At 61.1% G+C, this 25,435-nt stretch carries 28 protein-coding genes and 1 pseudogene; 16 read left to right on the top strand and 13 right to left on the bottom strand.

What is annotated here, in order from left to right:
• The first annotated feature begins 574 nt into the window (after nt 1-574).
• Complete coding sequence (locus J2J99_RS23110) at nt 575-1,018, top strand: GFA family protein (protein WP_168302408.1); 444 nt, start codon at nt 575-577, stop codon at nt 1,016-1,018.
• Between the two features lie 468 nt (nt 1,019-1,486).
• Here the strand turns inward: J2J99_RS23110 and J2J99_RS23105 are convergent, their stop codons facing one another.
• The 4 genes from J2J99_RS23105 to J2J99_RS23090 form a co-directional block, all read right to left on the bottom strand.
• A complete protein-coding gene (locus J2J99_RS23105; protein WP_168302465.1) occupies nt 1,487-3,160 on the bottom strand; it encodes an IS66 family transposase in 1,674 nt (557 codons plus the stop codon).
• A gap of 112 nt (nt 3,161-3,272) precedes the next feature.
• Nucleotides 3,273-3,857, bottom strand: a complete 585-nt coding sequence (locus J2J99_RS23100) for a phosphotransferase-like protein (protein WP_168301342.1) — start codon at nt 3,855-3,857, stop codon at nt 3,273-3,275.
• A gap of 106 nt (nt 3,858-3,963) precedes the next feature.
• Nucleotides 3,964-4,902: a diacylglycerol kinase catalytic domain-containing protein gene (locus J2J99_RS23095; protein WP_168301341.1), complete on the bottom strand. Its 939-nt coding sequence runs from the start codon at nt 4,900-4,902 to the stop codon at nt 3,964-3,966.
• The gene (locus J2J99_RS23090) at nt 4,889-5,923 is read right to left on the bottom strand and encodes an SPFH domain-containing protein (RefSeq protein ID WP_168301340.1); all 1,035 of its coding nucleotides are present in this window, start codon (nt 5,921-5,923) and stop codon (nt 4,889-4,891) included. The genes J2J99_RS23095 and J2J99_RS23090 overlap by 14 nt, the downstream gene beginning before the upstream one ends.
• A gap of 128 nt (nt 5,924-6,051) precedes the next feature.
• Between J2J99_RS23090 and J2J99_RS23085 the strand changes: the two genes are divergently transcribed.
• The 7 genes from J2J99_RS23085 (at nt 6,052) to J2J99_RS23055 (ending at nt 13,433) form a co-directional block, all read left to right on the top strand.
• Entirely contained in the window at nt 6,052-6,747 is a 696-nt protein-coding gene (locus tag J2J99_RS23085) for an NUDIX hydrolase (protein WP_168301339.1), read from the top strand.
• Nucleotides 6,748-6,901: 154 nt separating this feature from the next.
• Nucleotides 6,902-7,222, top strand: coding sequence for a hypothetical protein (locus tag J2J99_RS23080; RefSeq protein WP_168301338.1), 321 nt, complete (start codon nt 6,902-6,904; stop codon nt 7,220-7,222).
• A 238-nt stretch (nt 7,223-7,460) separates the two neighbouring features.
• On the top strand, nt 7,461-8,465 hold the full coding sequence (locus J2J99_RS23075) for a LacI family DNA-binding transcriptional regulator (protein WP_168301337.1): 1,005 nt from the start codon (nt 7,461-7,463) through the stop codon (nt 8,463-8,465).
• Nucleotides 8,466-8,500: 35 nt separating this feature from the next.
• Nucleotides 8,501-9,793: an ABC transporter substrate-binding protein gene (locus tag J2J99_RS23070; RefSeq protein ID WP_205919172.1), complete on the top strand. Its 1,293-nt coding sequence runs from the start codon at nt 8,501-8,503 to the stop codon at nt 9,791-9,793.
• 92 nt (nt 9,794-9,885) lie between these two features.
• Nucleotides 9,886-10,824 carry a carbohydrate ABC transporter permease gene (locus J2J99_RS23065; protein WP_168301336.1) on the top strand — a complete coding sequence of 313 codons (939 nt, stop codon included), beginning with the start codon at nt 9,886-9,888 and terminating at the stop codon, nt 10,822-10,824.
• Nucleotides 10,817-11,710 carry a carbohydrate ABC transporter permease gene (locus tag J2J99_RS23060; RefSeq protein ID WP_168301335.1) on the top strand — a complete coding sequence of 298 codons (894 nt, stop codon included), beginning with the start codon at nt 10,817-10,819 and terminating at the stop codon, nt 11,708-11,710. The genes J2J99_RS23065 and J2J99_RS23060 overlap by 8 nt, the downstream gene beginning before the upstream one ends.
• A gap of 4 nt (nt 11,711-11,714) precedes the next feature.
• Nucleotides 11,715-13,433: a GH32 C-terminal domain-containing protein gene (locus J2J99_RS23055; protein WP_168301334.1), complete on the top strand. Its 1,719-nt coding sequence runs from the start codon at nt 11,715-11,717 to the stop codon at nt 13,431-13,433.
• Between the two features lie 55 nt (nt 13,434-13,488).
• On the opposite strand, the gene J2J99_RS23050 is transcribed toward J2J99_RS23055, so the two are convergent.
• Nucleotides 13,489-13,986 (bottom strand): YciE/YciF ferroxidase family protein, encoded by a 498-nt coding sequence (locus tag J2J99_RS23050; RefSeq protein WP_168301333.1) that lies wholly within the window; start codon nt 13,984-13,986, stop codon nt 13,489-13,491.
• Between the two features lie 283 nt (nt 13,987-14,269).
• Here J2J99_RS23050 and J2J99_RS23045 point away from each other — a divergent pair, with 283 nt between their 5' ends.
• A complete protein-coding gene (locus J2J99_RS23045; protein ID WP_168301332.1) occupies nt 14,270-14,797 on the top strand; it encodes a sigma-70 family RNA polymerase sigma factor in 528 nt (175 codons plus the stop codon).
• Between the two features lie 93 nt (nt 14,798-14,890).
• On the opposite strand, the gene J2J99_RS23040 is transcribed toward J2J99_RS23045, so the two are convergent.
• The 4 genes from J2J99_RS23040 to J2J99_RS23025 form a co-directional block, all read right to left on the bottom strand.
• A complete protein-coding gene (locus J2J99_RS23040) occupies nt 14,891-15,061 on the bottom strand; it encodes a hypothetical protein (protein ID WP_168301331.1) in 171 nt (56 codons plus the stop codon).
• Nucleotides 15,061-15,213: a hypothetical protein gene (locus J2J99_RS23035; RefSeq protein WP_168301330.1), complete on the bottom strand. Its 153-nt coding sequence runs from the start codon at nt 15,211-15,213 to the stop codon at nt 15,061-15,063. Before J2J99_RS23035 ends, J2J99_RS23040 begins: the two co-directional genes overlap by 1 nt.
• A gap of 66 nt (nt 15,214-15,279) precedes the next feature.
• Nucleotides 15,280-15,924 (bottom strand): NrsF family protein, encoded by a 645-nt coding sequence (locus J2J99_RS23030; protein ID WP_168301329.1) that lies wholly within the window; start codon nt 15,922-15,924, stop codon nt 15,280-15,282.
• Nucleotides 15,921-16,469: a sigma-70 family RNA polymerase sigma factor gene (locus J2J99_RS23025; protein ID WP_168301328.1), complete on the bottom strand. Its 549-nt coding sequence runs from the start codon at nt 16,467-16,469 to the stop codon at nt 15,921-15,923. Before J2J99_RS23025 ends, J2J99_RS23030 begins: the two co-directional genes overlap by 4 nt.
• A gap of 198 nt (nt 16,470-16,667) precedes the next feature.
• Between J2J99_RS23025 and J2J99_RS23020 the strand changes: the two are divergent.
• Nucleotides 16,668-17,072 (top strand): annotated as a pseudogene (locus J2J99_RS23020) (molybdopterin-binding protein); the annotation flags it as partial.
• Between the two features lie 25 nt (nt 17,073-17,097).
• Here J2J99_RS23020 and J2J99_RS23015 read toward each other — a convergent pair.
• Nucleotides 17,098-17,844, bottom strand: coding sequence for a Crp/Fnr family transcriptional regulator (locus J2J99_RS23015; RefSeq protein WP_168301345.1), 747 nt, complete (start codon nt 17,842-17,844; stop codon nt 17,098-17,100).
• 276 nt (nt 17,845-18,120) lie between these two features.
• On the opposite strand from J2J99_RS23015, the gene J2J99_RS23010 reads away from it, so the two are divergent.
• Nucleotides 18,121-18,840 carry a Crp/Fnr family transcriptional regulator gene (locus J2J99_RS23010; RefSeq protein WP_168301344.1) on the top strand — a complete coding sequence of 240 codons (720 nt, stop codon included), beginning with the start codon at nt 18,121-18,123 and terminating at the stop codon, nt 18,838-18,840.
• Nucleotides 18,841-19,052: 212 nt separating this feature from the next.
• Here J2J99_RS23010 and J2J99_RS23005 read toward each other — a convergent pair whose 3' ends face one another.
• Complete coding sequence (locus J2J99_RS23005; RefSeq protein ID WP_168301327.1) at nt 19,053-19,424, bottom strand: response regulator; 372 nt, start codon at nt 19,422-19,424, stop codon at nt 19,053-19,055.
• A gap of 243 nt (nt 19,425-19,667) precedes the next feature.
• On the opposite strand from J2J99_RS23005, the gene J2J99_RS23000 reads away from it, so the two are divergent.
• Nucleotides 19,668-19,970 carry a hypothetical protein gene (locus tag J2J99_RS23000; RefSeq protein ID WP_168301326.1) on the top strand — a complete coding sequence of 101 codons (303 nt, stop codon included), beginning with the start codon at nt 19,668-19,670 and terminating at the stop codon, nt 19,968-19,970.
• A gap of 68 nt (nt 19,971-20,038) precedes the next feature.
• Here J2J99_RS23000 and J2J99_RS22995 read toward each other — a convergent pair whose 3' ends face one another.
• Complete coding sequence (locus J2J99_RS22995) at nt 20,039-20,239, bottom strand: hypothetical protein (protein WP_168301325.1); 201 nt, start codon at nt 20,237-20,239, stop codon at nt 20,039-20,041.
• A 175-nt stretch (nt 20,240-20,414) separates the two neighbouring features.
• Nucleotides 20,415-21,788, bottom strand: coding sequence for a sensor histidine kinase (locus tag J2J99_RS22990; protein WP_168301324.1), 1,374 nt, complete (start codon nt 21,786-21,788; stop codon nt 20,415-20,417).
• Between the two features lie 235 nt (nt 21,789-22,023).
• On the opposite strand from J2J99_RS22990, the gene J2J99_RS22985 reads away from it, so the two are divergent.
• From J2J99_RS22985 to J2J99_RS22970, 4 genes are all read left to right on the top strand, one after another.
• Entirely contained in the window at nt 22,024-22,752 is a 729-nt protein-coding gene (locus J2J99_RS22985; RefSeq protein WP_168301323.1) for a Crp/Fnr family transcriptional regulator, read from the top strand.
• Nucleotides 22,753-22,892: 140 nt separating this feature from the next.
• Nucleotides 22,893-23,651, top strand: a complete 759-nt coding sequence (locus J2J99_RS22980; protein WP_168301322.1) for a FadR/GntR family transcriptional regulator — start codon at nt 22,893-22,895, stop codon at nt 23,649-23,651.
• Nucleotides 23,652-23,675: 24 nt separating this feature from the next.
• The gene (locus J2J99_RS22975; protein ID WP_168301321.1) at nt 23,676-24,650 is read left to right on the top strand and encodes a sialic acid TRAP transporter substrate-binding protein SiaP; all 975 of its coding nucleotides are present in this window, start codon (nt 23,676-23,678) and stop codon (nt 24,648-24,650) included.
• A gap of 208 nt (nt 24,651-24,858) precedes the next feature.
• Nucleotides 24,859-25,431, top strand: a complete 573-nt coding sequence (locus J2J99_RS22970) for a TRAP transporter small permease (RefSeq protein ID WP_168301320.1) — start codon at nt 24,859-24,861, stop codon at nt 25,429-25,431.
• Nucleotides 25,432-25,435: the final 4 nt, after the last annotated feature.

The following is a 25,435-nucleotide window of genomic DNA, read 5'->3' as shown; positions in this document are numbered from 1 at the left end:
GCCAAAAGTCGCCCTCTCAACCGAGATGTTCCGCAGAAACCTCGACTCGGCGGAGCAAGCGAGCCGGCGCTCAATGAGCGGGAAGGCAGCGACACAGCTGAGGGTGGAGCACGAGGCGATGCGTTCCGGCGAGAGGATCGCCATTCACTGGATGGGCGGCGAGAATCCGGTTGACTGCATCCGATTGTCCGCGGACAGCCCGAGAGCTGAGGCAAATGCCGCACACGTTGTCGCTTGCGTTTACACCTGCGCGAGATCGACACAACCGCCTGGCTTGAATTTGCCGCAATGCGTCGCTACCTCGTGATGAGCTGAAGCGCTGCACCCTCCTAAGCTGCTTCGGCCCGACGGGCAGCTCTCCTCCTCCCACGCTGTCGGTCACTATCGAAGCCCGGCGCAGCTCTCTCCCCGCGCCGGGCTTCTGCCCTCCCGAAAAAGTGCCGGCACTTCCGCCTCGCCCTTCGAGGCGTTTCAAGCTGAGGCTCTTGTCAACGGTCAGCTCCATCCCCGGATCTCTCATCGAGTACCCGCCAGACATCGAACAGGACCAACAGCGAAGCAAGTGAGATTGGACATGGAAAGACTTGCACAATGCCACTGCGGATCGCTCCGCGTGAAAACCTCAGGCGACCCTCTCATGGTAAGCCTATGCCACTGCCGCGACTGCCAGCGCAGAACGGGTGCCGTTGCGGGCAGCGGTGCGATCTTTGAGAAGGCCGCGGTGACGACCGAGGGAGAGCGGAAGCTCTTCGAGCGCGAAGGCGCGGACGGGCGCAATGTTCGCTTCCATTTCTGCCCAAACTGCGGAACCTCCTTGTATTGGGAGGGCGATTTCAATCCCAATCTCTGCATCGTCGCCGTCGGCGCCTTCGCAGACCCGACATTCCCCGCGCCGCTGGTTTCCGTCTACGAACAATCCAGGCATGACTGGTTCCAGCTTCCGGAAGGCATGACGCGTGCGCAGCACGGATTGGTTTCGCCGGCCGCTACCTTCGATGATCAGCCGCGGGGCAAGTGAACGCGCTGATCGAAAGGGCGCCTCGGGGTTTGACGGCACTGTTCCGATCTAGGTACGCCCGCCTCGCCCTTCGAGGCTCCAGCCCTCGGCTTCCTCGCTTCAGGATGAGGCTCCCTTGACCGCTGACGATTGGAAGAGGCGCGGCACCCTCCAGCGCCCTCATGCTGAGGCGCGCAGCCCAAAGGGCGAACCTCGAAGGGCCCGCCGCAACGTTGCTACTTGGATGAACGAACATCGACACACCCGCACCGCCCTTCGAGCTTCCAGCCCTCGGCAGCGATTTCATCCATCCCCCATGCCGCCAGCACAGACGTAGCGGAAATGAAGCGTTATATTGCTTCCGCAAGGAAATCCGACGCAGAGAAATCAAAGCGTTAAGTTCCGAATTTTCCCTTGCGGTGGAAAGCGGCGTCAGGTAAGTGGAGCAAATCTGGTGGCAGTGCCAGCCCAATGGGCAAGGATGAGGCGTCAGGCGCGTGCCGCAACCATGGAAGGGAGGGGCGGAACAGGATGGTCGTCATCACCCATGCCCAGCCGATCGCCAAGATAGTGCCAGAACGACAGACCAAGCTTTTGGCAGGTCTTCATCAGCCCGAGCATGCTGTCGCGCGCTTGTCGGCCATTGCGGCTGACCGTGCCACCCGAGATCTTTCGCTTGATGACGAACCCGCGCAGATCCCGTTCCGAGGCGTTCGTATTCAGCGGCGTCTCAGGCCGCTCCAAAACCCGCAACAGCTCGGCCTTGCGGCGCTTCAGCCGCAACAGCAGTTGATCGAGGTCGCGATATCCGGTGCGGATGGAGAATATCCGATCGAACCGAACCTGAAGACCGCGGGCTGCACGCCGTCCTGGACTTCGCTGGTAGTTTTTCAGCTGCTTGTAGAAGAGCCAGATCAGCTCGCGCAGGGTCTCGACATGTTTTCCCTGGCGCGGCGTCGCCGGCATCAGCTTGTGCAGAAGCCGTTCCGCATGGACCCAACACAGCGCGTGGGTACCGACCCGAAACTGCCCGGCATCGTCGGAGACGATCACCGCATTACCGACCAGCCCATGATGGCGAATGGAGCCCCAGATACCGGCCTCGGCAAACGGGCGGATAATGTCCCGGTCAAAGATGTCGATACCCTTCTCAGCCAGATAGGCGAGGAACGGAACCTGATTGGCAAACCGCTGCGGTTCGTGGGTGCTCAACCGTGCCAGAAGGGCAGGGTCGACCTGTCGGTCTTCGAGAAAAGTGAAGGCGGCATCGTTAAGGACATAGTCCTGATAGTTGCCGCGCAGCAGCGCCAGGAAGTTCAGTCGCGACTTCGAGGACGTCGTGCGAAAGGCGGTGAAATGCTCGCCACCGATATGCGTCGTATAAAAATTGCGGTTGGCGTGACGGGCACCGGTGTCGTCGACCGTCACATAGGGCGCCGAGACCAGGCCGGCGTGGAGGACGGCTGCATCCTCCGCATGAAAGCCGTCCAGCCGTTCTGTCAGCAAACGAACCACCTGGCGTTTGGAGATTTCGACACCGACGTCGTTGAGCAACGTCGTCATTCGCTGCGTCGTGACCTGCCCATGCGCATGCAGCATCAGACAAAATCGCCGCAGATTGAGCCCAAACCCGCCTCGTATCCCCACAGGCAGCGGCGCGATGATGGTGTCTCCCTCCGGCGTCACCCAGCATTCCCGACGGTAACGAACCACCTCGACCCGCAACACCAGATCCCGGACGAAACAGTCCTTGTAGCCCTTGAAGCGCGATCCAGGCGGTACATTGACAGCCAGCACCTCTTCACGCGTGACCCGCTTCGTATCGTTCTTCGGCCCTCGCGGCCTGGGCGCCGGATTCTTGCCGGTGAGCGTCTTGCCACCCGTTGCCTTTTCCATCCCCGACGGTCTGAAGGGCGGGCGCGGCGGCAGGTTTTTCAGGCGAGCAATCTCGTCACGCAAAAGCTGGTTGTCGATCTTCAGCCGGGTGTTCTCGAGCCTGAGCTGGTCGTTCTCATCCCGAAGCCTTTGGTTCTCAGCTTCGAGCTTCTCAATCCGGGCATCTGCTCGATCAGCCCGCTCCACCAAACCCGTCACGAGCTCGCGCAGCGCCTTCAGCGACAGCGTGTCGGCATGCTCGGCCATGGGCAGGCGGCGTTTCGTCATGAAAGAAGAATCTCATGATTTGCAGGAAACAGGAATCCCTCCTGCCACCGGATTTGCTCCAGGTACCGGCGTCAGCCGAACTGCCAACTGTGGTGCGACAACGGGTCTTTTTCTAAGGCGGGCCAAAATCGCCGGCGACAACCCTCAAAATGTGATGCTGGATTGCTGCTGCGCTGGCCTCTGCGGTTTTGGCAGTCACGTCCAAGTCCAGAGCAAACCGATGTTTGGGATCAAGCACGCGCGCTTGTCTGCTTTTCTCTCTGGAGGCTCGCGCGTCGATTGACTTCAGCCGATCGCGACGCGCTGGCGTCGAAACACGGCGCGCCAACTCCTCCTCGTCGCAAAGCAATCTAATCGGCACCAGCAGCGCCTCGCACTGTCGGGCTGCGTCGGAGATCTGCTGATACGTGCGGGCGCTACGCTCATCGCCGTCGATACCGGCATGGGTGAAAATGAAGTTCGCCGGGGGAGGGCAGTATGCGACAATCGCATCCAGCACCGCTTGCCGCACTCTGCCGGTGTACTCCCAGATTCCTTTCGGAAGCGGCGTCGCGCCATCGTCATCGAGCAGGCGGAGTATCGGATTATTGAACCAATGATTATCGATGATCTTTGCGGGAAAGACAAAACTCAGTTCGGTCGCGATCGTCAACTTCCCGACGCCGGGGAAGCCCATCAGCAAAACGAAAACGCTCATGGCGGTGTCGGCTTTCCAATTTCGCGCTGAGAGATCCGCAGAATAGGGGATTTCGCGGAGGTCGCAATGGCCGCAGTCAGCGCGCCCTGCATTGGATCCCCACCGCTCACACTACCAGCAACCCCTGCCTCTCCGCCAGCGTCACCACCGCCCGCGTGCCGGCATTGAACTCCAGAAAATCCGCCTCGATGCCGTCGCTGAAAATCACGCCGTGTTCCGGCATTTCGGAGAGGATGGTCAAAGGCTGATCCTGAGAGACCAGGCCGGCGACGATGGTGGTGCCGGTGGTGCGGCTGGGGAAGGGTTCGCGGACGAAATAGCGCAGGTAATCGGCGTCCCAGGCAAACGACATGTCGATCGTTCGCTCGGCGGGATGGAGGCCGAGGGCGCTCGCGGCTCCGAGCCAGCCGGAATAGAGGCTCTTCAGCCAGCCGGTCGAGCCCATGCCTGTCGAGACGATGATGCCGCTGGAGGACTGGCGCTCCTCGCGCTCTTCGGCCCGCAGCACATAACGCGCCGAGACATGGCTTTGCGGGCCGATGAAGAGATCGTTGACCGCGTGGATGACGGCACCGGTATTCAGCGTCGCCCTGGCCATGCTGACGCGCTTGATCGGCCGCTTGTTCCTCAGCGCCTCGCCGATCACTCTCGGAAGGCTCTTCGGGTTGAAGGGAAGCAGCAGGCCGTCCCAGCGCATCGGATCGGGGTTGACGCCGAGCACCGGTTGGCCGTCGAGATATTTCAGCGTATTGGCGACCAGCCCGTCCTGGCCGAGCACGACGACGACATCGTCGGGACCGAAGACAAAGTTCGGCAGGTAGCGGCGGTCGAGGCGCTGCACGCGGGCGACGGCGCGCAGGCTGGCCTCGACCTCGGCGATGGCCGTTTCATAGCGCTTCTTCTCGGCGAGGTAATCGCTGAAATCGGCGCCGAGATGCTCGACATAGAACTGCGCCTGCTGCACCGTGTTGAACCGGGCGATAAGTTCGTCGAGGCGAGTCGGGCGAACGACCAGGATGATCTTGCGTTCGTCAGAGGCCGGCACGGTCCTTGCCCTCCTGCGGCTGCAATATCTCGCGCAGCAGATCGGGTGAGACGTTGAGCTGACCGATCTTCGTCGCATTATCGGCAAGGTCGCGGAAGGCGAGCGCCATCAGCTGGCCGGGCTTCATGCCGACCGAGGCGAGCGCCTGCAGCACTTTCGGATCGGCCTGCTCGAAGGATTTCATCATCGCCGTCAGCGCATAGGCCTGCGCATCGGCCTCGGCCTTGGCATTGGTCGCAGCAAGCGTTACGAGATCGCGGTTCTGCTCTTCCAGCGCAATCTTGCCGGCCATTTCTTCGCGCCGGATCTGCAGCTGCCGTTCCTGCACGGCGCGTTCGGCTTCCATCTGCGCCTCGCGCACCTGCCGTCTCTTGTTCTCCAGCGTGATCTCGGTGGCGATCTCGTTTTCCTTGATCCTCCGCTCCTGCTCGATCGCAGCATTGCGCCTGCTATAGATGGCCTCGTCGGCTTGCCGCAGCAGGGCCTCGCGGGCGTAGGCCTCCAGCGCCTTGGCCGTCTCGGCCTTCGGCATGACGGCGAGCAGTGACAGGCCGAGAATTTCAAGGCCGAGCGCTTCGATCGTCGGATGTTTCCTCAACGCTTCCGCCACGCCGGCGACGAGCGCCTCGCCTGAGGCAAGAACCTCCTTCAACGACAGCATCTGCACCTCGGCGCGCATCGCCACCTGCACGCGGTCGATCACCCGGGTCGAAAGCTTCTGCGGATCCTCCGAGACATAACGGCCCTTGCGGTCGAGCGTGAAATTCAGGAGCGCTGCCGTGCGGCGCGGCTCAGCGATGCGATAGGTGATCTGCCCCTGCACGGTCACTTCCTGAAAGTCCGATGTCACCAGCGGAAAGATGAAGGGGTCGTTGACGCTCGCCGTCGGCACCAGGACCAGCGAGCTCGACGGCGCGAAATGCCAGAAGGCCAGCCCGGCGCCTTCGCGGACGGCGGTGCCGTTTTGATATTGGATGACGTATTGCGTAGGTTCCGTCTTGATGAAGCGCAGTCCGAACATGACCGTTTCCTTGTTCCTGACGCGAGCCCCCTGCTCGTGCCGAGATGGAGAAAACATGACTTAGTGATAATTGTCAACTAACTTAGTTGAAGATTTACACTAACGCCGTCGCGTGCTAAGTTCGCAACATGACAACGCATGATAACGACGCCTTCAGACCAATCGCGACCGTCGATCTCGCGATCTTCTCGCTGTCGCCGACGGGCCTCTCCGTGCTTCTCGTGCGGCGGGCAAATGCGCCCTTTTCCGGCGAATGGGCCTTGCCCGGCGGCTGGATCCATGTTGACGAGGACGCGAATCTGGAGGCGGCGGCGCGGCGCGTGCTGAAGGAAAAGACCGGTGTCGAAACCCCCTATCTCGAACAGCTGCAGACCACGGGCAGCCGCACCCGCGACCCGAGGGGCTGGAGCATCAGCATCGTCTATATCGCGCTGCTTTCCGCCGATGACATCGCCGAACGGCAGGATGCAATGGCCGGGGAGGCGGAATGGCGGCTAATCGAGGGGGAGGGCGTCGGCTTGTCCCTCGCCTTCGACCATGCATCGCTCCTGAAGGAGGCGCTCGGCCGCATCCGCAGCAAGGTGGAATATTCGAGCCTGCCCGGTCACCTGCTGCCGGCCCGCTTCACATTGAGCGAGCTGCAATCGGTCTATGAACACCTGCTCGGCCGAAAACTCGACAAGTCGGCCTTTCGAAAGCGCGTCGCCGAAGCCGATTTCCTGAAGCCGATCGAGGGCGAGATGCGCCGGGCGAGCAACCGGCCTGCCCAGGTCTTCCGATTGAAGGACACCCGGACGTTGGCGCTTTTCGACCGGACGATCTGACTCACGCGATCAGGCGTTCAAATGCTGCGGCGTCTGCCGGGTTCAAGGCTCGCGACCTACCGCATATTTTGTCAACACCGGTGGCGGAACAATGACCTGCCGTCGCGGTTGTGGATAGGCCAATAAGGCAAAGTTCCCCAAGGAGGAAATCTCAATGCGTATGAAACTCGTAGCAGCTTCGCTTTTTGCTCTCGGCATGGCCACGTCCGCTTTCGCCCAATCCAACCCGGCGCCGGCCGGGGCCACCATGGACAAGAACCAGGCCGATCAGGGTGGTGGCGCGACCAGCGATACGAAGGCCAAAAAGCCGATGGCAACCGATACCACCACTACCGGTTCCACGACCGGCGGCACGATGAAAATGGACAAGACCAAGTGCCCCAACCCGGTCAATAACTCGGCAAACCTCCAGACGCAGGGCGGCACGAGCAATGCCACGCCGATGGACGAAGCCTGTGCTGCACACAACAATTGAGCGCAGCCTAAGCGAAAAACCCCGCTTCGGCGGGGTTTTTACCCGCTTGCGCACTGGGCAACTCCGGTTCGCTTTCCGAAACTCTCATTTTCGAACATCGCAAGAATTCTGGTTGAGTTCGCCACGGCGCTCAGGCAAATCCGCGGGAGGCGGCATTTGCGTCAGCAATGCCACCACACTTGACTCCCAGCAAAATCACCGATATCAATTTGGGTAATCGATAACCCAAAGAGAACCCGTGACCGCCTCACTCAACGACATAGCCGTCCGCGCCGGTGTTTCCGTCAAGACAGTGTCAGGCGCACTGCATGGAGGCTCGGCGCGCATGTCGGAGGAAACCCGGCAACGGATCAAGGAGATCGCCGAGGAACTCGGTTATGTCACCAACTTCGCCGCCCGCAGCATGCGGCAAGGCTGGATGCCGCTCGTCGGCCTTGTCGCCGACGATCTGATCACATCCCCCTTCGCCACCGAGATCATCAGGGGGCTCGACGGCGCCGTGCGTGCTGCCGACATGGCCGTCTTCGCCATGACGCTCGGCGGCCACAGGAGCATCGCCTCGATCCTCGACGAGATGCGGCGATTTCGCCCGCGGGCGATCGCCTATGCCGCCATGTATCACAAGAGCGTCGACCTGCCGCCCGAATTTGCCGATGTGGTCGGCGTCATGATCAATTGCCGGGATGCCAACGACCGCGTGATCTCGCTGGTGCCCGATGAAACGGGTGCGGCGATCGAGATTACCAGCTATCTCATCGATGCCGGCCGGCGCAACATCGCCTTCATCAATCTGCCCGGGCTGCTAGCGGGCGAACTCCGTGAGTTCGGTTTCCGGCAGGCGCTCGATCATGCCGGCATCGACGGAGCCGGCGCCATCGTCCTGCCCGCCGTCAGCAAGCCGATCTACAGCGACCGGGCCCACAGCCTGGTCGCCGCGCATGTGCATGAACTGATGAACGGCCCCCGACGCCCCGATGCCATCCTGTGCGGCAATGACCGCGTGGCCATGGAAGTCTATGCCGCGCTGCGCCGGGCAGGCGCGGCCATTCCCGACGACGTTGCCGTTGCGAGTTTCGACAACCAGGTCGAGATCGCCTCGCGCCTCGACCCGCCGCTGACCACCATGGCGCTTCCCCATCGCACCATGGGCCGCCAGGCCGCGCAAATCCTGCTTGCCGAAGACCGGGTCCCGGTCGGGGTGCAGAAACTGCCGTTCCAACTGGTGGAGCGGGCATCCGTATAAATTGAGTAGGCCCATTCAATGGAGGAGGAATTCTAATGGGTAATCGTTTACTTTGGTCTCTGGTCCTGTCCTCGGCGCTATCAGCCATGGGAGCGCAGGCAGCCGAGAAAACCGTAATCCAGGTCATGCATCAGGGCGACCCAGGTTTTGTCGCCGCTTATGGCAAAGTCGCCGAGCGGTTCGAGGCCGCCAATCCCGATGTCGACGTGCAGTTCATCTATGCGCCACACGACGCCTATAACGAGAAGTTCAGCGCCGCGGTTATGGCCAAGCAGCTGCCCGACGTCATGGAGCTCGATGCGCCGTTCCTCGCCAATTACGTCTGGTCGGGCTATCTTCAGCCGATCAAGCCGCTGATCGACGAGGATGTCCTCGACGACATGACGGCGTCCAACATCGCCCAGGGCACATATCCGATCGACAAGGACCTCTATGCGATCGGACTGACCGACTCATCAGTCGTTCTTTACGGCAACAAGAAGTATCTCGAAGCGATCGGCGCCCGCATCCCGAAATCCGTAGACGATGCCTGGAGTCGGGAGGAGTTCGAAACCTATCTCGAGAAGCTGTCGAAGCTCGACGGCGTGAAGTGGCCGATAGACACCTTCCGCGGCTACGGCATCAAGACCGAATGGATCACCTATGCCTATGGCCCGATCCTGCAATCGGCCGGCTGCGATCTCATCGACCGCAAGGCCTGGAAATCCGAGGGCACGCTGGATAGCGAGGCCTGCGTCGATGCGCTGTCGATGATGCAGAAATGGGTCAAGAAAGACTGGGTCGTGCCGCAGTCGGCCGGAACCAACCAGTTCTTCGCCGAAGGCAATCCGGCTGCGCTGGCGCTCGGCGGACACTGGGTCTATGCCGAGGCCGCCGCGACCATGAAGGACAACATCGTCGTGCTGCCGCTTCCTAAATTCGGCGCCGAGGGTGCCAGCCCTAACGGCACCTGGATCTGGGCGGTTACCAAGACGTCGGCGCATCCCGATATCGCAGGCAAGTTCATCAGCTTCCTGCTCAAGGACAAGGAGTACCGGACCTTCGTCGCGAGCCAGTCCGGCTATCCCGGCCTGAAGAGCTTCGCCGCCGAATCTCCGCTCTACGCCCCGGGCGGCCCGATGGCGATCGCCTTCGAACAGGCATCGAAGACAGCCATCGCGCGCCCGCCGCATCCAGCCTATCCGACCATCACCTCCGCCTTTATGCAGGCCGTCGACGAGGCCTTCAATGGCGGCGATCCGAAGGAGGCATTGACGTCGGCCGCCAAGAAGATCGATCAGGATATCGAGGATAATGACGGCTACCCGCCGTTCGGCGACGAGCAATAGGCGTCATTGCCGCCGCCAGGTCGCGGCCCGGCGATGTCTCCAGCAGACATCGCCGGGTGGGACCGGCAATAAGCTGCGAAAGGAGGAGCTCTATGGTCTTGCAGCAATCGACATCTGCGACGGTCGTTCGAAAGGCCTCGGCGCGCCGGCATGACAAGGGACGGCTGATGCAGGAAGCCGCCATGCTGGCGCCCGCCGTCATCCTGTTGACCCTCTTTCTGATCGTGCCGTTCCTCCTGTCCTTCTGGACGGCGATGACCAACCAACCTCTGGTGCCGCGCCCGACGCCGGTCCGGTTCGTCTGGCTCAACAATTTCATCCGCATTGTCCAGGACGATCTTTTCTGGACGGCCCTCTGGAACGTCTCCCGCTTCACCTTCTGGATCATTCCGGCGCAGTGCGGCCTCGCCTTCGCAACGGCGCTGCTGCTGCACCAGAAGCTGCCGTTGCGCAATCTGCTGCGCAGCATGTTCTTCCTGCCGGCGATCACCTCGATGGTCGTGGTCTGCGTCATCTGGGGCACCCTGTTCCAGTATCCGACAGGTCCTTTCAACCAGATCCTCGGCTTCCTCTCAGGCGGCGCGATCCAGCCGATCGATTGGCTTGGCGACCCGCAATGGGCGATGTTCTCGCTCGTGCTGCTCTCGGCCTGGCAGGCCTACGGCTTCCAGATGATCGTCTACCTCGCCGGCCTTCAGGGCATTCCGGACGAGTTGTACGATGCCGCCAAGATCGACGGCGCCAGTGCTTTCCGCCGCTTCTGGCATGTGACCATGCCCGGCTTGCGGCCGACCCATGTCTTCGTGCTTGTCATCACCACTATCCAGGCCTTCAAGCTCTATACGCAGGTCGCCATCCTCACGCAGGGCGGGCCGAAGAGCAGCACCGAAACTGTCGTGCACTACATGGTGCGCGCCGGCTTCGAAGAGCAGAAGATGGGCTATGCCTCCGCCGTCTCGGTCATCCTGTTCGTGATCGTCCTCGTCATCGCGCTGATCCAGCGCCAGCTCCTGAGGCGCTTCGATGTCTGATATCGCTCTCTCGATCCCACAGGCCCGCGCCGCGCGGCCCCGTTCCGCCGCCAGGGTTCTGCGCGCCATCCAGACTGTCTGCATCTTCATCATCGCATTGGTGGTCGTCTCTCCGTTGCTGCTGCTCGTCGTCGCGAGTCTCAAGGACGACCGGTTCCAGATTCTCGCCGACATGGGCAGTTTCCGCGCCTTCTGGGTTTCGAACCCGACGTTTTCCAATTATGCCGAAGTCGGCCACCTCTCCGGCGAGCTCGCCTTCGGGCGCTACCTCATCAACTCGCTGATCATCCTGGTCACCACGGTCTGCTCCGGCCTGGTCGTCAATTCGATGGCCGGCTTCGTTCTCGCCTGGGGATCGCTCAGGGGTCGCGCCGTCATCCTGTCCGTCGTGGTCGCGCTCTATGTGATCCCGCAGGAAAGCATTATCATGCCGCTGGTGATCATGGTCTCCAGGGCGGGTATGTCCGATACCTTCGCGGTGCAGATCGTGCCCTGGGTCGCGAGCCCCCTTTACATCTTCCTGTTCTACCAGTTCTTCGCGCAGTTGCCGAAAGAGCTGCTTGAGGCCGCCGAGATCGATGGGGCTTCCTTTTTCCGGGCCTATCGCTCCATCTTCCTGCCGCTCAGCCTGCCCGCACTCGCCACCGTGTCGATCCTCATGGGCATCGAGACCTGGAACCAGTATCTCTGGCCGATCCTGGTCACGCAGACCGACTATGCCCGGCCGATCGCTGTGGCGATCGCAACCTTCTTCGGACAGGACAGCATCTATTGGGATCGGGCGATGGCTGCCTCCGTTTTGATGATGATACCGATCCTGGGGCTCTACCTCGCATTCCAGCGCTGGTTCGTGAGCTCCTTTATCGGCTCTGCCGTGAAAGGTTGAATTGATGACAAGCCAAGCGACTTCTCCCTCCGATGAAGCGGGGCTGGAGACGATCAGCGCCGTCCTGCCCGCCGGGTCGACGATCCACGCCTGGATCAAGGCATCGCATGGCGGCGCCCCGGGAAGGCTGCGCATCTGCGTCGACGGAGAGCTTTTCGCCACCATCGACGCGTCGAATTCGGATGAATTCCAGTTCCGGCGGATGACGCTGGAAAGAGGCGGGGAAGCCGATTTCTCCTATGATCCCGTCACGACCGAGCTCTCGGTCCTTTATGCGTTTGCCCAATCCCATGTGCTGGAAGAAGGCATCCGGCTGCTCCATACCGGGCCTGCCAATGCCGCGCCCGACATTTCCGGCGGCTACCACTTCCGCCCGCCATTCGGCTGGATGAATGATCCCAACGGGTTTGGACGGTTCGGCGGCAGGCTGCATCTCTTCTACCAGCACTATCCGCACAGCCTGCGCTGGAACAACATGCACTGGGGTCATGCGATCTCGGACGACTATCTCCACTGGAAGCATCTCCCGGTGTTTCTTCCGCCTTCGGACGAGTTTGCCGCACAGGCCGATGGGCGAGGCGGCGCATTTTCCGGCTCGGCGATCGCGCTCCCCGGGGAGAAGGCCGGCATTCGCATCTTCTTCACCGAGCACCTGAAGGATCGCATTCCGGAGGAGCAGGTTCAGCTTACCGCCACAACCCGCGATCTGGTGGCAGCCGAGCCGGCTGAGCTGATCCTGCCGGCGCGCCCCGCAGGCCTCGATCTGACGACCGATTTCCGCGATCCCTATGTCTTCAAGGGACCGGACGAGAAATGGAAGATGCTGCTCGGGACACGCGACCGAGAGGGCGGCGTCATCTTGCTCTATGAAACCGATGATCCTTCGGCAGCGGCGGGATGGACCTTCCTCGGCATCCTTCACCGCGAAAACCGCTTCGGCATGACCGCAGCGGAGTGCCCCTGCATGGTGCCGCTCGACGGTCCGGCAAAGGATCCTTCGACGCGCTGGGCCCTGATCTTCGGCCTGCTGACCAGCCGCGACCCGGTGACCGGCCGGCGCAACATGACGCTTGCCACCGTCGGCCGGTTCGATGGCCAGCGGTTTCTGGTCGAATTCGAACAGGAGCTGGATTTCGCTACCGATGCCTATGCTTTCCAGGCCTTCGTCGATGATGCCGGCCCGATCGGCATTGCCTGGCTTGCGAACTGGACGGATATATCAAGGGAACTCGACATGCCGACAGCGATGACCCTGCCGCGCCGGCTGGCATTGCAAGGCGGTGCGCTGATCACGCCGCCGGTATCAGGTGTCGAAAGCCTACGGCAGCGAGAGCTCGATGCCGAAGGCCTTCTTAAGGGCCGGACCGTCGATCTCGCCAACGGCTCCGTCGAGATCCTGCTTACCCTCCGTGAGGCCGGCAACGTTTTTCGCCTCGATCTCGAACATCCCGAAGCGACGCTCGCGGTTCAGGCAAGCGACGACGGGCTGAGCATTCCCTTCTCTGTGGCGAATGCCAAGGCATCGCCCCGCTATATCGCCGCCGGCGCACGCCCGTCGACCATCCGGATCTTTCTCGATGCGGGCTCGATCGAGGTCTTCGCCGACGATGGCCGCTGGACGGGAACCAAGCGGCTGCCCGGCTTCAAGGGGGTGGGTGCGGCGCGTTTGATCGCACCCGGGGGAAATATCATCGCCGCCGAAATCTGGCAGCTTGGGCTTTGATCGCCGGAGGAGCCGGGCACGGCCGCCGGGGCGGCGGCCGCTGTTGAATGGGTGCTCAGGCCGCCTTGCCCTTCACGTTGGCCGAAGACTCGGCGATCCGCGTGAGCTTCTTGTCGGTTGCCTCTTCTTCGGCCAGCGTTGCCTGCAGCAGCGGCACCGCGTCCTTAAGGCCGAGCTGTTTTGCCCATGCGATCAGCGTCCCGTAGCGGGCGATCTCGTAATGCTCGACGGCCTGCGCCGATGAGATCAGGCCGGCATCGAGGGCGGCCGTGCCTTTGAATTCGTCCATGATCTCCTCGGCTTCGGCGATGATGCCCTGAATGGCCTCACAGGTCTTGCCGCGTGCCGGTTTGCCGATCATTTCAAAAACCTGCTCGAGGCGTTCGACCTGCGCCTGGGTCTCGTCGCGATGCTGCAGAAAACCGGCCTTGCCCTCTTCCGATTGCGCGGCGCGCGCCATCTTCGGCAGGGCCTTCAGGATCTGCTTTTCGGCGTAATAGATGTCCTTGAGAGTATCGAGAAACAGGTCGTTCAGTGTCTTCTCGGTTGCCATTTATTCCTCCTATGGCGTGTCGTGCGGACAAAAAACTCTCGCATGAGCCGGATGTTCCGATCGGAAATATGACGCCCCCGTGGCCGGAGGCGTCATCTCTGTCCGGCCAAGGAAGAGACCGCCCGAGCAACATCGAGACGGCGATCACCGAACAATTGCCAGGCGCCGTTGTTCCCGTCCGCGCGCCGGCGAAGGTCGCGGCCCAAGCTGGACTTTTGTTCGGTACCGTACCGCAACGAATGGAGAGCCAGCGGCTTTCCTTCTCAAATCTCAGGAGAGAAAAATGGCTTCCTCGTCTTCAGTACGCCCTGCGTCGCATTGTAAAGAAAAATCCGCGATCGAGCGGGAGATCGTCGAACTGACGCCGGCATTGCGCGCCTTTGCCAGAAGGTTCCTGCGCAGCGATGATGACATCGACGACCTCGTTCAGGAAACCTTGCTGAAGGCGCTGAACTCGCTGCATCTCTACCACCCCGGCACCTCCCTCAAATCCTGGCTTTTCACGATCCTGCGAAACACCTTCTGCACCAATTACCGCCGGCAGAAGCGCGAGCCGGCCGGAATGGACGCTGCTATGGAACAGGTGGCGATCGCCCCGACGCAAGAGTGGGTGCTGCGGGAGCACGAATTGCAGCGGGCATTGACCCACCTTTCCGAGGACAGGCGCCGGGCCCTGACATTGGTGGCTGCCGGAACGACCTATGAGGACGCCGCCAAAATGTGCGGGTGCCGGATCGGTACCTTGAAAAGCCGCGTGAGCCGCGCCCGCGACTGCCTCATTGCAATGCTCGGAAACAATCTCGCCGACTGAACATCCTTAGGCGTAAGCTCCAACTCACAATCAATTATCGGCTGCGGCCGACCGCGCGCCGGAGATAGAACAGATGTGGCGGCCGCCGCGCGCTCACATCCTTTGCATCACGCCGTAAATGAGGATCGAGACGTAGAGCAGGAAGGCGATGGCGAGGGCCGTTGCGATCAGAGTGAGGGCCAGCCACACGACTCTCTGGCTGCTGCGCTGCTGGTCAGCGCTCAGCCGCTCCACCCGGATCGAGTCGTCCTTGGGCCGTTCCATCAGGGGTTGGCTTCTCTTGAAAGTTGGCTGGGCTGATCGCTCCTACCGCTCGTATTCCAGGAGATCGTAGCGCCGAGCACGATCAAAAGCCCGACCGCTATGATGGCGCCGATATAGATGACGAAAGCGCGACGATCCGAATCGTGGTTCATCTTCCTCTCCTTCGATCCCCGAACCCGGCGAAAGGCGGAATGTTCCAGGCAATAGTTTGAGGAGATCTACCAGCGAAGCAGGCGAGGGCCGGTGAAAGCGCCGAAGGCACCGGTGAGCAGGATGCCAAGCGAATACCAGATCAGCACGAAAGGCATGCCGTTTTCGGTGCAGAACCAGGAATAGACCCAGGCGCCGGCTGCTCCCGCGGCGATGCCGGCGACGAACCCCGTCAGCCGCAGATCCACGGGTGCTGCCCGGCGCAACGCCCAGACCGCGCCGGCGTAAATGGGGATGGCGAAGCCGATGATGAGCAGCGGGCAATGCAGCGCCGAGGACCCAAGAATCAGCACCGGGTAGGTCCCGGCCGGGGCTAGCAGGAGCTGGATGGCGGCCACAGTCGCCATGGCTGCAAAGATCAGGGCAAGCAGAGCGAAAAACCGTCCCTCGGAGCCGTCGGGGCGGGAAAGCCGAAAGACGGCGGCAAAGGCCACCACCGCGATCAGGGCATTATAGGCCGACTTGATCCAGAAGACCGGCAGCATCAGCACGTCGGGCATATCGATCCTGAGGCCGAGAATAATCAACATCAGCAGTAGGGAGAGCCCGAGGGCCGGGATTATGCCGAGCGCGAAGCGGCGCCGCAGCGCATTGCGCGGCACCGGCTTCAGGCCGCTTGCCAGGCGTTCGATGATGTCGTCCGTCTCTGTCACGATGCGCCTCGCAATCTCTCCCCGAGCGTCTTCAGCGCGCGATGGATGCTGACCTTCACCGCCGATTCGGATTGGCCGGTGCGGTTTGCGGTGTCGGCGACGGATCGGCCCTCAAGCTTCACCTGACGGATCAGTTCCTGCTGCTTCGGCGGCAATCCGTCGAGCAACCGCTCGACATCCATGCGGGCGGTCAGCGTATCCTCGCTGAAGTCGCTTTCGATCTCCTCGCCAAGCTCGGTCTCGGCCAGCCTGCGCCCACCGTGGCCGCGATGATGGTCGATCAACTTGTAGCGGGCGATCGAGAAGAACCAGGCGGTGAAAGGTCTTTGCCGGTCGTAGGTGGATCGGCGGGAATGCAGTGCCAGCAATGTCTCCTGGACCAGGTCTTCCATATCCGCTTTCGTTGCCGCAGCCATCCTGCGGCTGTAATAACCTACGAGCAGCATGCGCAAAGCGGTGAGTAACCGCCGATAGGCCGCCTCGTCCCCGTCAAGGGAGAGAAGCATCAGTGCTCTCAGGGCTTCTTCCGAATGGGCGGTGGTCATGCTGTCAGGGAGTTCATTCGTAAAAGCAGCCAATCGGTTACAGCGAAAACCATATATTTTTTCCGCATCACAGCTCTATCACATGCACGCGAAGCTGTAACGCATTCCAACGCGTCTCGAATGGACAGATGTGTACCATCTGCAGGCCGCCGGCGGATACCGCAATCTCATTCCAGGAAACCTCGCAGCCTGCACTGATCGGTGCTGAAGATCGTCAAAGGCTTCAACATGAAAACGCAACGTTTTCTGCTCTGCGATGACGCGCTGGCCCGTGAGTTCACCGAGGCCGATCTCTCGTCGGTCCTCCGCTCGAATGGCACCGGCATGCCCGATAACCCGCAATATCTCGACTAGATGAGCCGGCAGTTCTCGACCTGGAGACTTGATGTCGGCGGGCTCGTCGAAAAGTGGTCGCTGATGAAAGGGTGCGACCTGGAGGCGGCGCATGGGGCGCTGTTGAGGCTGAGGGTCGAGCGGCAGCTCGGCTACAAGCAGGCGAAATATCTGACTCGCATCGAGGCGGTCGCCGATCTCGGCCAGCTCTGCGGCGGCAATGGCGGTTTTTGGGAGGATCGCGGCTATGAATGCTATGCCGGGATTTAAATCGGCAGGCCTTCGATCCGCCTGGTCAGGCCGGGCGTGTGGAAGACATGTCGGTCAGATTGCGCTTCGGTTTCCTCAGAGGCCCGATCAGCCGCTCATATTCGTCCTCCGCCTTGCCATAGGCGTCGGAGGCGAAGTCTTCCAGGCCGGCGCGATCCCTGATGATCACCAGACCGCGGACGGAGCGGATGAAACGATAGCCTTCGAGCAAATGCAGGGCGGTGGTGACGCTCGGGCGCCGCACCGCGAGCATCAAGGCGATGAACTCGTGCGTCAGCGCGAGCTCGTTGCCGTCGACCCTGTCGTGGCACATCAATATCCAGCGGGCCAACCGCTCGTCGATCTCATGGACGGCGTTGGAAAGCGCGGTGAAGCCGGCCTGCGTCGCCAGAACATGAACAACCTTATGGAGAAGGCTGGCGAAGACCGGCTGCGTTGTCATTAGATCCAGTAGCGCGGTTTGCCGCACACGATAGGCGAAACCAGGCACCTGGACGGTGACCTCAGGGACACTGATACCAGCCCCTATCGCCGCCGCGACCGGTGCAAAACCGTCGCGGCCGAACAATCCCGCTTCGACGCGATTGCCCTCAGGCGAGATGTTGATGACCGAGCCTATGCCCGAGCATGGGAAATAGGCGTGCTCGATCGTGGCATCTGCCGGGACGATGATGTGACCGCGGGGGATGGCACAGGGCTCGAGATGGGCAACGACTGCCGCATACTCGTGCTCCGGCAAGAGAGCCAGCAGGCGATTCTCCTTGGGCTGCATCATGATTTCTGCCCCTCCAGCGATTGGCGGGATGCCATCTGGCAGGACCGCCGAAGCTAGGTTGCGATTGCAGGCGGCTTTCGCCGTGCCCAACTCCCAAAACCTTCCCTGGTTCCCATCGTCGTCGTATTGCCGATCGCCACCCCCGCGGATATTTATCGCAGGCACAGGTCGCGAGCACGTCTGTACGCTATTGCACAATATATTGCTCAATGATTCTAGATGGTTAGGTTCGCCCGCAACAACGATCGCATCATCATCGTTGCGTGGATGGACATGGAAGACGAACAATTGAATTTTCGGAATGAACTTTTGCGCGCCATGGGGCCGCAAGAGCGCGAGCTTCTGCTGCCTCATCTTGAGCCGGTTACTCTGGATGTCCCCTTGATCCTGGAAACGGAGCATACGCCGGTCAGCGACGTCTACCTGCTTGAATCGGGCCTTGCCTCGATCGTGGCGCGGTTTCCGGGCGGACGGGACATTGAAGTGGGGATCGTCGGCCGCGAGGGCATGACCGGCGCCGCGGTCGTACTCGGCGGCAACCAGTCGGCGAACCGTACATTCATGCAGGTCTCCGGACACGGTTTCAAATTGCCGGCGCGTATCCTGTCTGCCGCGATGGAAGAGAGCCGTTCTCTGCGCGGCTTGCTTCTTGCCTATGTCCAGGCGCTTCTCGCGCAAACGACATCGACCGTCCTGGCCAATGGCCATGCGAAACTTGAGGAGCGCCTTGCCCGCTGGTTGCTGATGGTTCATGACCGGACCGACGGCATGACCATCTGGTTAACCCACGAATTCCTGGCCGTGATGCTTGGGGTTCGCCGCGCCGGCGTGACCGTCGCGTTGCACCTGCTTGAGGGCAAGGGCCTGATCCGTTCCACCCGGCGGCAGATCGTCATTCTCAATCGGCGCGGACTGATCGAAGAGGCGCACGGCTCCTATGGAGCAGCCGAAGAGGAATATCGGCGTTTGATCGGAAGACACCTTGCGCGTTGATTTCGACGCGCGGCCGCCAGCCTCGCAATCCGCACTACGATCCGGCCATTCCGCCCTCGGACCTGCCCGCGCCGGAGATGACCGCTTCGGTCCTGCCAGTCGCGTCCTGCGTCAGTGCCAGCCGGCCGGCCGACAGCAACCTGTCGTCGTCCGTCACGCCGTGACGATAAAGTCCGATCAGCAACACCGCAAACTGTACGCAAGCGGACACCTCAATGATAATAGGAGAGGTCTGGCCCGAACAACGCCGCGATAATCGCGTCAAGGTCGGCAGGACGGCCGCTAAGGACAAAGCCGCCCCGAGGCGGTTTGGACCGCTGATCATGCGCAAACACAAAGGGTATCCCTCGTGTCTCCAGCCATTCGTTCAGCCAGAGCATCATCTGATCGGAGATACTGACGTCGATAATCGCGGCCTGGAACACCAACCCCTCGGTCAAGCGTTCCATCGCGCTGGAAATGACGACCGGCCCGGCAACCGAGGCCCGACAGGCGATCAATGCCTGTTTTGCGTCGTCCGAAAGGAATCCCGGCGCACCGATGATGAGGATCGTTTTGCCGGCAAGGGGGCTGAGGGATTTCATGACGGATGCCTACACTAAGCTTGGTTTGACGGTGCTCATGCTGTGCAATGGCGACTCAAACCTCAGCCAATCCGCTTCCTCGTGCCTAACACAGTCAACTGCCGAACCTGATCCGACCCCGTTGGTTCCACAACTTTAGAGGAGGAAAAACAACGGCCATTCGTCTCCGTACGCTTCCGTACCCGTAGTTGAAAAGGAAAATCTGAAGATTAGGATCGGCTCATGCAATGGGGAGGAATGCGGATGAGCCAGCATTCGGGAATTACGAAGCCGGCGCTGCAGCCTGAAGACATAGCCATGTTGCATGCGGTGCTCAGGGGATGGTGTCGGGAGAATTCCTTCGAAATCCGCAGTCCGGCGGCCCAGCATGTTGCGCGGGAACTCGTCTCCTGGTTCGAGTGCGGCATCCGCAATCCGCATAAGCTTGCAGGCCTGATGCGCCACATGCACCTGGATGAGCGAGGCTTGCCGACCTCGGCAGATGCATCGGACGTGGCCTCACGCTCCGCCGCGAAAGCCAGCCAGTCAGCGTGTCATCACGGATAGGAACCGGCGCAGCACCTCGATTTCGGACTAATCCTCCGGTCCGAGCTTTCCGCAGCGGCAGACCGTCCTCAGACAGATCGTCGATGAGCTTCAGGATCTTTGCGAGGGCGCTTCGAACAGACGTGATCATTCGGCTGGTCGGTTTTGACCAGCACCTGTTTCAACGCCAGCGGGATTATCTCTGCATCGGCCGAGAGCATGTCGAACGACTCGGCAGGCAAAGCCTTCAACAGCAAATTGCGACTATCGCATTGATCCGACACGGCCATGACCTTCTCCCGGCGGGAGACAGCCCGTGCTCATACCGGCACTCTGCGGTCGCGGGTAAGGTCGCTATATGTGTCAAAACGTAAATCATAGCCATATTTGCGGCGGCTCTGTGGGAAGAGCGACCCTTTTGGAGATACAAGAGCTTGAGCAGTGACCCTGCAAAGCAAACCCGCATCAACCGTTCCTGGGCAACCGGATGACAAAGCCCGTGCCGGGCTCCCGGCTTTCAATGTGAAGCTCGGCCTTCAACTGCTGCACGAGCCCGCGCACGATCTTCATTCCGAGACTGCTCCCGTTACGCTCGCCCGGTGAAAATTCCGGCGGCAATCCCTTTCCATCATCGGCAACCTCGAAACGGATTTCCTCACCGATGCAACGGGCGCTGACGGCAACGTGGCCCCGGACATCGGGATAAGCGTGTTTGAAGGAGTTCGTCACCAGTTCGTTGACGAGGAGGGCGATCTGGATAGCGCGGTCGGCATCGATGACGCATCTATCGGCGTCGACGGATACAGTATGGCGCGAGCTCGACTGCTCCAAGCGCTGGCAGAGGCTCGACAGGAAATCTGCCAGATCCACCGTTTCGGTATGAGGCTGACGCCATAGCTGGTCGTGCACCTCGGCAATCGTTCCGACACGTGCCTCGGCATCGCGAAGTGCCTGGCCGACTTCTTCCTGCCTCGCCGACCGGGCCTGCATGGCGAGCATCGCCGCGACCAATGCGAGGCTGTTCTTGACGCGATGGCTCATCTCTCGGAGCATGATCTGCTGGTGCTCGTCGGCAAAATGACGCTCGGTATCGTCGCGAAGCACCTTAAGATAGCCGGCGCGCTGAGCGCGTAGCGGCATGGTCAATCCGCTGCCCCAGAATGTAGACCCGTCCTTGCGCAGATGAAACCTTTCGTTCTCGGCCCGACCGCGCTCGGCCGCTGCCGCCATCTCGCGTTCCAGTGCGCCTTCGGCGCGATCGCCAGGAAGGAAGAGAATGCGCGAATCGCAACCGAGGATCTCGCTTTCCTCGTAGCCGAAGATGCGGCAGGCGCCGGTGTTCCAAATAATGATCCGCCCATCTCGATCGAAGGCGAAGATCGCGTAATCGATAGCGCTTTTGAGAATAAGCTGGAGGCGCTCTTCGCTGGCGCGCAAAGCTTCGTCCTGATGAAGCGTCTGTGTGCGGTCACGGATGATCTTCACCAGGCCGTAGATCTCCCCGGCCGTATTGAGAAGCGGCATCATCAGCCCCGAAGCCCAAAACGAAGTGCCGTCCTTCCTGACGTGCCAGCGATTGTCGTCTGCCCGGCCGGCCGTGAGCGCCAGCCTGATCTCCTTGTGCAGAGCGCCGGCAAGCTGATCCTCGAATGTAAAGATCACCACGCTGTTCTGTCCGACGATTTCGGGTGAGGAGTAGCCGAAGAGATTTGCCGCGCCGGCGCTCCAAGTCACGATGGTACCGTCGAGATCCATCGCAAAAATGGCATAGTCCCGCGCGCTCTCGACGATATGTCGATAGATTTCCGTCTCGTCGCTCGGAAGGAGATATCGGTCCATGCCAGCCTGCTCCGGGAATCGTCGTCGGCCAACATTAGCACTTGCTACAGCAACTTTCCCTCCGACGTGCGTTTGCGTACAAACCTTGACCGTGGAACCTCTGGCAAGCATGCGAGTTTAGCTTCAGCGTCTCGTGGTCGGCCGTTCCGAGGTCCATAATTCGAATACGGCGGAGTGAACATTGCGGCGCTGGCGGCTGGGAGACATGTCCTCGTGCCAAACAGAGGGCAGAGCAATGCGAGCTTTCGAAAGCGAAAATGTGATCCTGGCACAGCTGGGGGATCCGGAGCTTCTGGCGCTGGAGCGCATCCTGGAGCCGTTGCGCCTGCCGCGAAATTTCGAGCTCGTTCACGTGGGCCTCCCGGTCAGTCATTACTATTTCCTGGAGAACGGCGTCGCTTCCATGATCGCGACCAGCCCCGAGGGCAGAAAGACCGAGATCGGCATGCTCGGCAGGGACGGAATGTCGCCACCCGCTCTGACGGTGGAAATGGAGCGCTTTTCGTTCCACGTTATGATGCAGATCGGCGGTCACGGTCGCCGAGTGGAGGCCGGAGCTCTGGCGGGCTTCCTGATCGGCCGTCCGATCGTCCGCCGCCTGCTTTCGCGTTTTCTGCATACTTTCTTCATTCAGGTCGCCAATACCGCGCTTTCCAACGCAGTCCACAAGATCGACGTCCGGTTGGCGAAATGGATCCTGATGTGCCACGATCGCCTGGAAGGCGAGCAGATCGAAATCACCCACGAAGATATGGCCGATATGCTCGGCGTGCGGCGCTCCAGCGTTACCGAGGCTTTACACGTTCTCGAAGGCGAGCATTTCATCTACTCGACGCGCGGACTGTTGATCGTCCGCAATCGCGCTTCCCTCGAAGCCTTCGCGGCGGATGCCTATAACCTACCTGGCATAACGGGCCACGACTGGCCGCAGACCAGCCGCCATCTTATCGCCCTGGCCAAGTAGACCACCGGTGACCAGAGCGTGACTTCTCCTGTTTACGCGTTATGCGACCGATTGACGCACAACCCGGGCGATGATAGGAGTCAATTGGTCAGGCCAGTTGACCAGACGGCTTGAGGAGAAGCCGCCGCGAGGAGGTCACTTTGTTTTCGCCAGTCGAATCACGCCGGCTCTACAGGCAAGTGGCGGACCAGATTCGCTTGATGATTGCGAGCGGCGAGCTCGCGGTCGGTCAACGCCTTCCGGCCGAGCGCGAGCTCGCCGAGCAACTGTCGGTTTCCCGTCCGACCGTACGCGAGGCGCTGATCGTTCTGGAAGTCGAAGGCCTCGTCAATATCCGCATGGGATCCGGCATCTACGTGGTGCGCCGGCACGCCGCCAATGCGGGGGCAAGCGACCGCGAGCCGGTAGAAGGTCCATTCGAGCTGCTGCAGGCGCGCGCCATCATCGAATGCGCCATCGCCGAAGAAGCTGCAGGCTGCGCCAAGCCGGAAGGCGTGGCTCTGCTCGATGAAGCGCTGATGCGCATGAGCGGCGGCGTCCATGAAGCAAGTACGGTCCTTGCGGCTGATCGCGCCTTCCACACCGGCATTGCCGCGATTGTCGGCAATGCGACATTGGTGCGCGTGACCGGCGAGATGTTCGACATGCGCATGACCCCCTATTTCGCCAAGCTCGCAAGCCATTTCGAGGGGCCGACGACATGGCGCAGCGCCCTTGTGGAGCATCAGGCCATCCGCAATGCGATCGCCGCCGGTGATACAGCCGGTGCAAAGGCCGCCATGCGCGTCCATCTCACCATGTCACAGAAGAGGTTTTCCGAGAGCTTCGGGGAGGAGTTTTCGGGAGAGGAGGAGCGCGGCCGCAACACGCGACCCGCGAAAGTAACGGACAAGACTTAAACCCGAGCTCGGGAGGAGAGAGCGATGAAACGCAGACTGGCAACAATACTTTGCACCGCAGCCGCGATCATGGCGACGACCGTGATCGCGCATGCTGAGACCGTGCTGAAATGGGCTCATGTCTATGAGACCTCCGAGCCCTTCCATACCGATTCCGTCTGGGCCGCTGAAGAGATCAACAAGCGCACCGACGGGCGTTACAAGATCGAGGTCTATCCGGCATCGCAGCTCGGCAAGGAAGCCGACATCAACCAGGGCCTCAAGCTCGGCACGGTCGACATCATCATATCGGGATCGAGCTTTGCCGCACGCGACTACAAGCCGATCGGCGTGACCTACTTTCCCTATATCTTCCGCAATCCCGACCATCTGATCGCCTACACCAAGAGCGACGTCTTCAAGCGCCTCGCCAAAGGCTATGAAGACAAGACCGGCAATCACATCGCCGCCGTCAGCTACTACGGCACGCGTCATACGACATCGAACAAACCGATTGCCAAATGCGCCGACATGCAGGGCTTGAAGATTCGTGTGCCCGACGTGCCGGCCTATCTCGCCATGCCGCGCGCCTGCGGCGCCAACACCACGCCGATCGCCTTTGCCGAAGTCTATCTCGCTCTCCAGAACGGTACCGTCGAGGCGCAGGAAAATCCGCTGACGACGATCGAAGCGAAGAAGTTCTATGAAGTCCAGAAGAACATCATCCTCACCGGCCATATCGTCGATCATCTCAACACGGTGATCTCGAAGCAGCTGTGGGCGAAGCTTTCCGACGAGGACAAGAAGATCTTCGGTGAAGTGATGCAGCAGGCGGCCGAACGGACGACCAAGACGATCGCCGGCAAGGAAAACAGCCTCGTTGCGACCTTCAAGGAAAAGGGCATCAACGTCACCGAGGTCGACAAGGCCGACTTCGAAAAGACCGTGATGGAGAAGGTCAAGTTCGAGGACTTCGGCTACGAGAAGGCCGATTGGGAAGCGATCCGGGCGATTCAGTAGGAGCCACCCGGGCGCGGCGTTTCGGCGTCGCGCCCTCCAAATTGCCGGCTAGGCTCGCCAACCTCTCTTCCGTCATGATCGGGCTTGTCCCGAGCATCTGCCTCCAGCGAATAGGGCAGCAGATCCTCGGTACAAGGCCGAGCATGACGCCAAGCAGAAATAAGCGCCCGTGCCGCGCCCTCCTTCCCAAAGAGGAACAAGGCCGACCATGTCGCAAGAAATTCACACCCCCATCACGGCCGAGGAAATCGGCCACGAGTTCGAAGGCCACGCGCCGACCGCGAATGTTTCGGACTACGCCCCCGAGGACTGGATCACGCTGATCGTCTTCTGGCTGATGGCAGGCTGCGTCTTCCTGCAATTCTTCACGCGTTATGTGCTGAACGACAGCTACGCATGGACCGAGGAAATCGCGATCAACTGCCTGATCGGCGTTGTCTTTCTGGGGGCCGTGATGTGCGTGCGCACCTCGCGGCATATTCAGGTCGACGTGTTCTATCACTACATGCCGGCGGGGCTGGCGCGCGTGCTTGCCACTTTCGTGGATATCATCCGCATCGGCTTCTTCGCCTACGGCTGTTACCTGATGTGGCGCTACGTCGACATCGTCGCCGACGAGGAGATGGTCACCATCGCCCTGCCGCGCAACATCGTCTTCTACTCGGTGCTTGTCGCTTTCGTGCTGATGCTGATCCGCGCCGTGATCGTCTTCATCGCCAACATGCGTCGCGGCTACTCCGTTCTGGAGCGCCCGGAAGAATTCCAGACCGTCGAGGGTTGATCCA

This window comes from Rhizobium binae (assembly GCF_017357225.1).
Lineage (GTDB): Bacteria > Pseudomonadota > Alphaproteobacteria > Rhizobiales > Rhizobiaceae > Rhizobium > Rhizobium binae.
The sequence above is the reverse complement of the archived record's forward strand: the minus strand, read 5'-3'. Positions and strand labels throughout refer to the sequence as shown.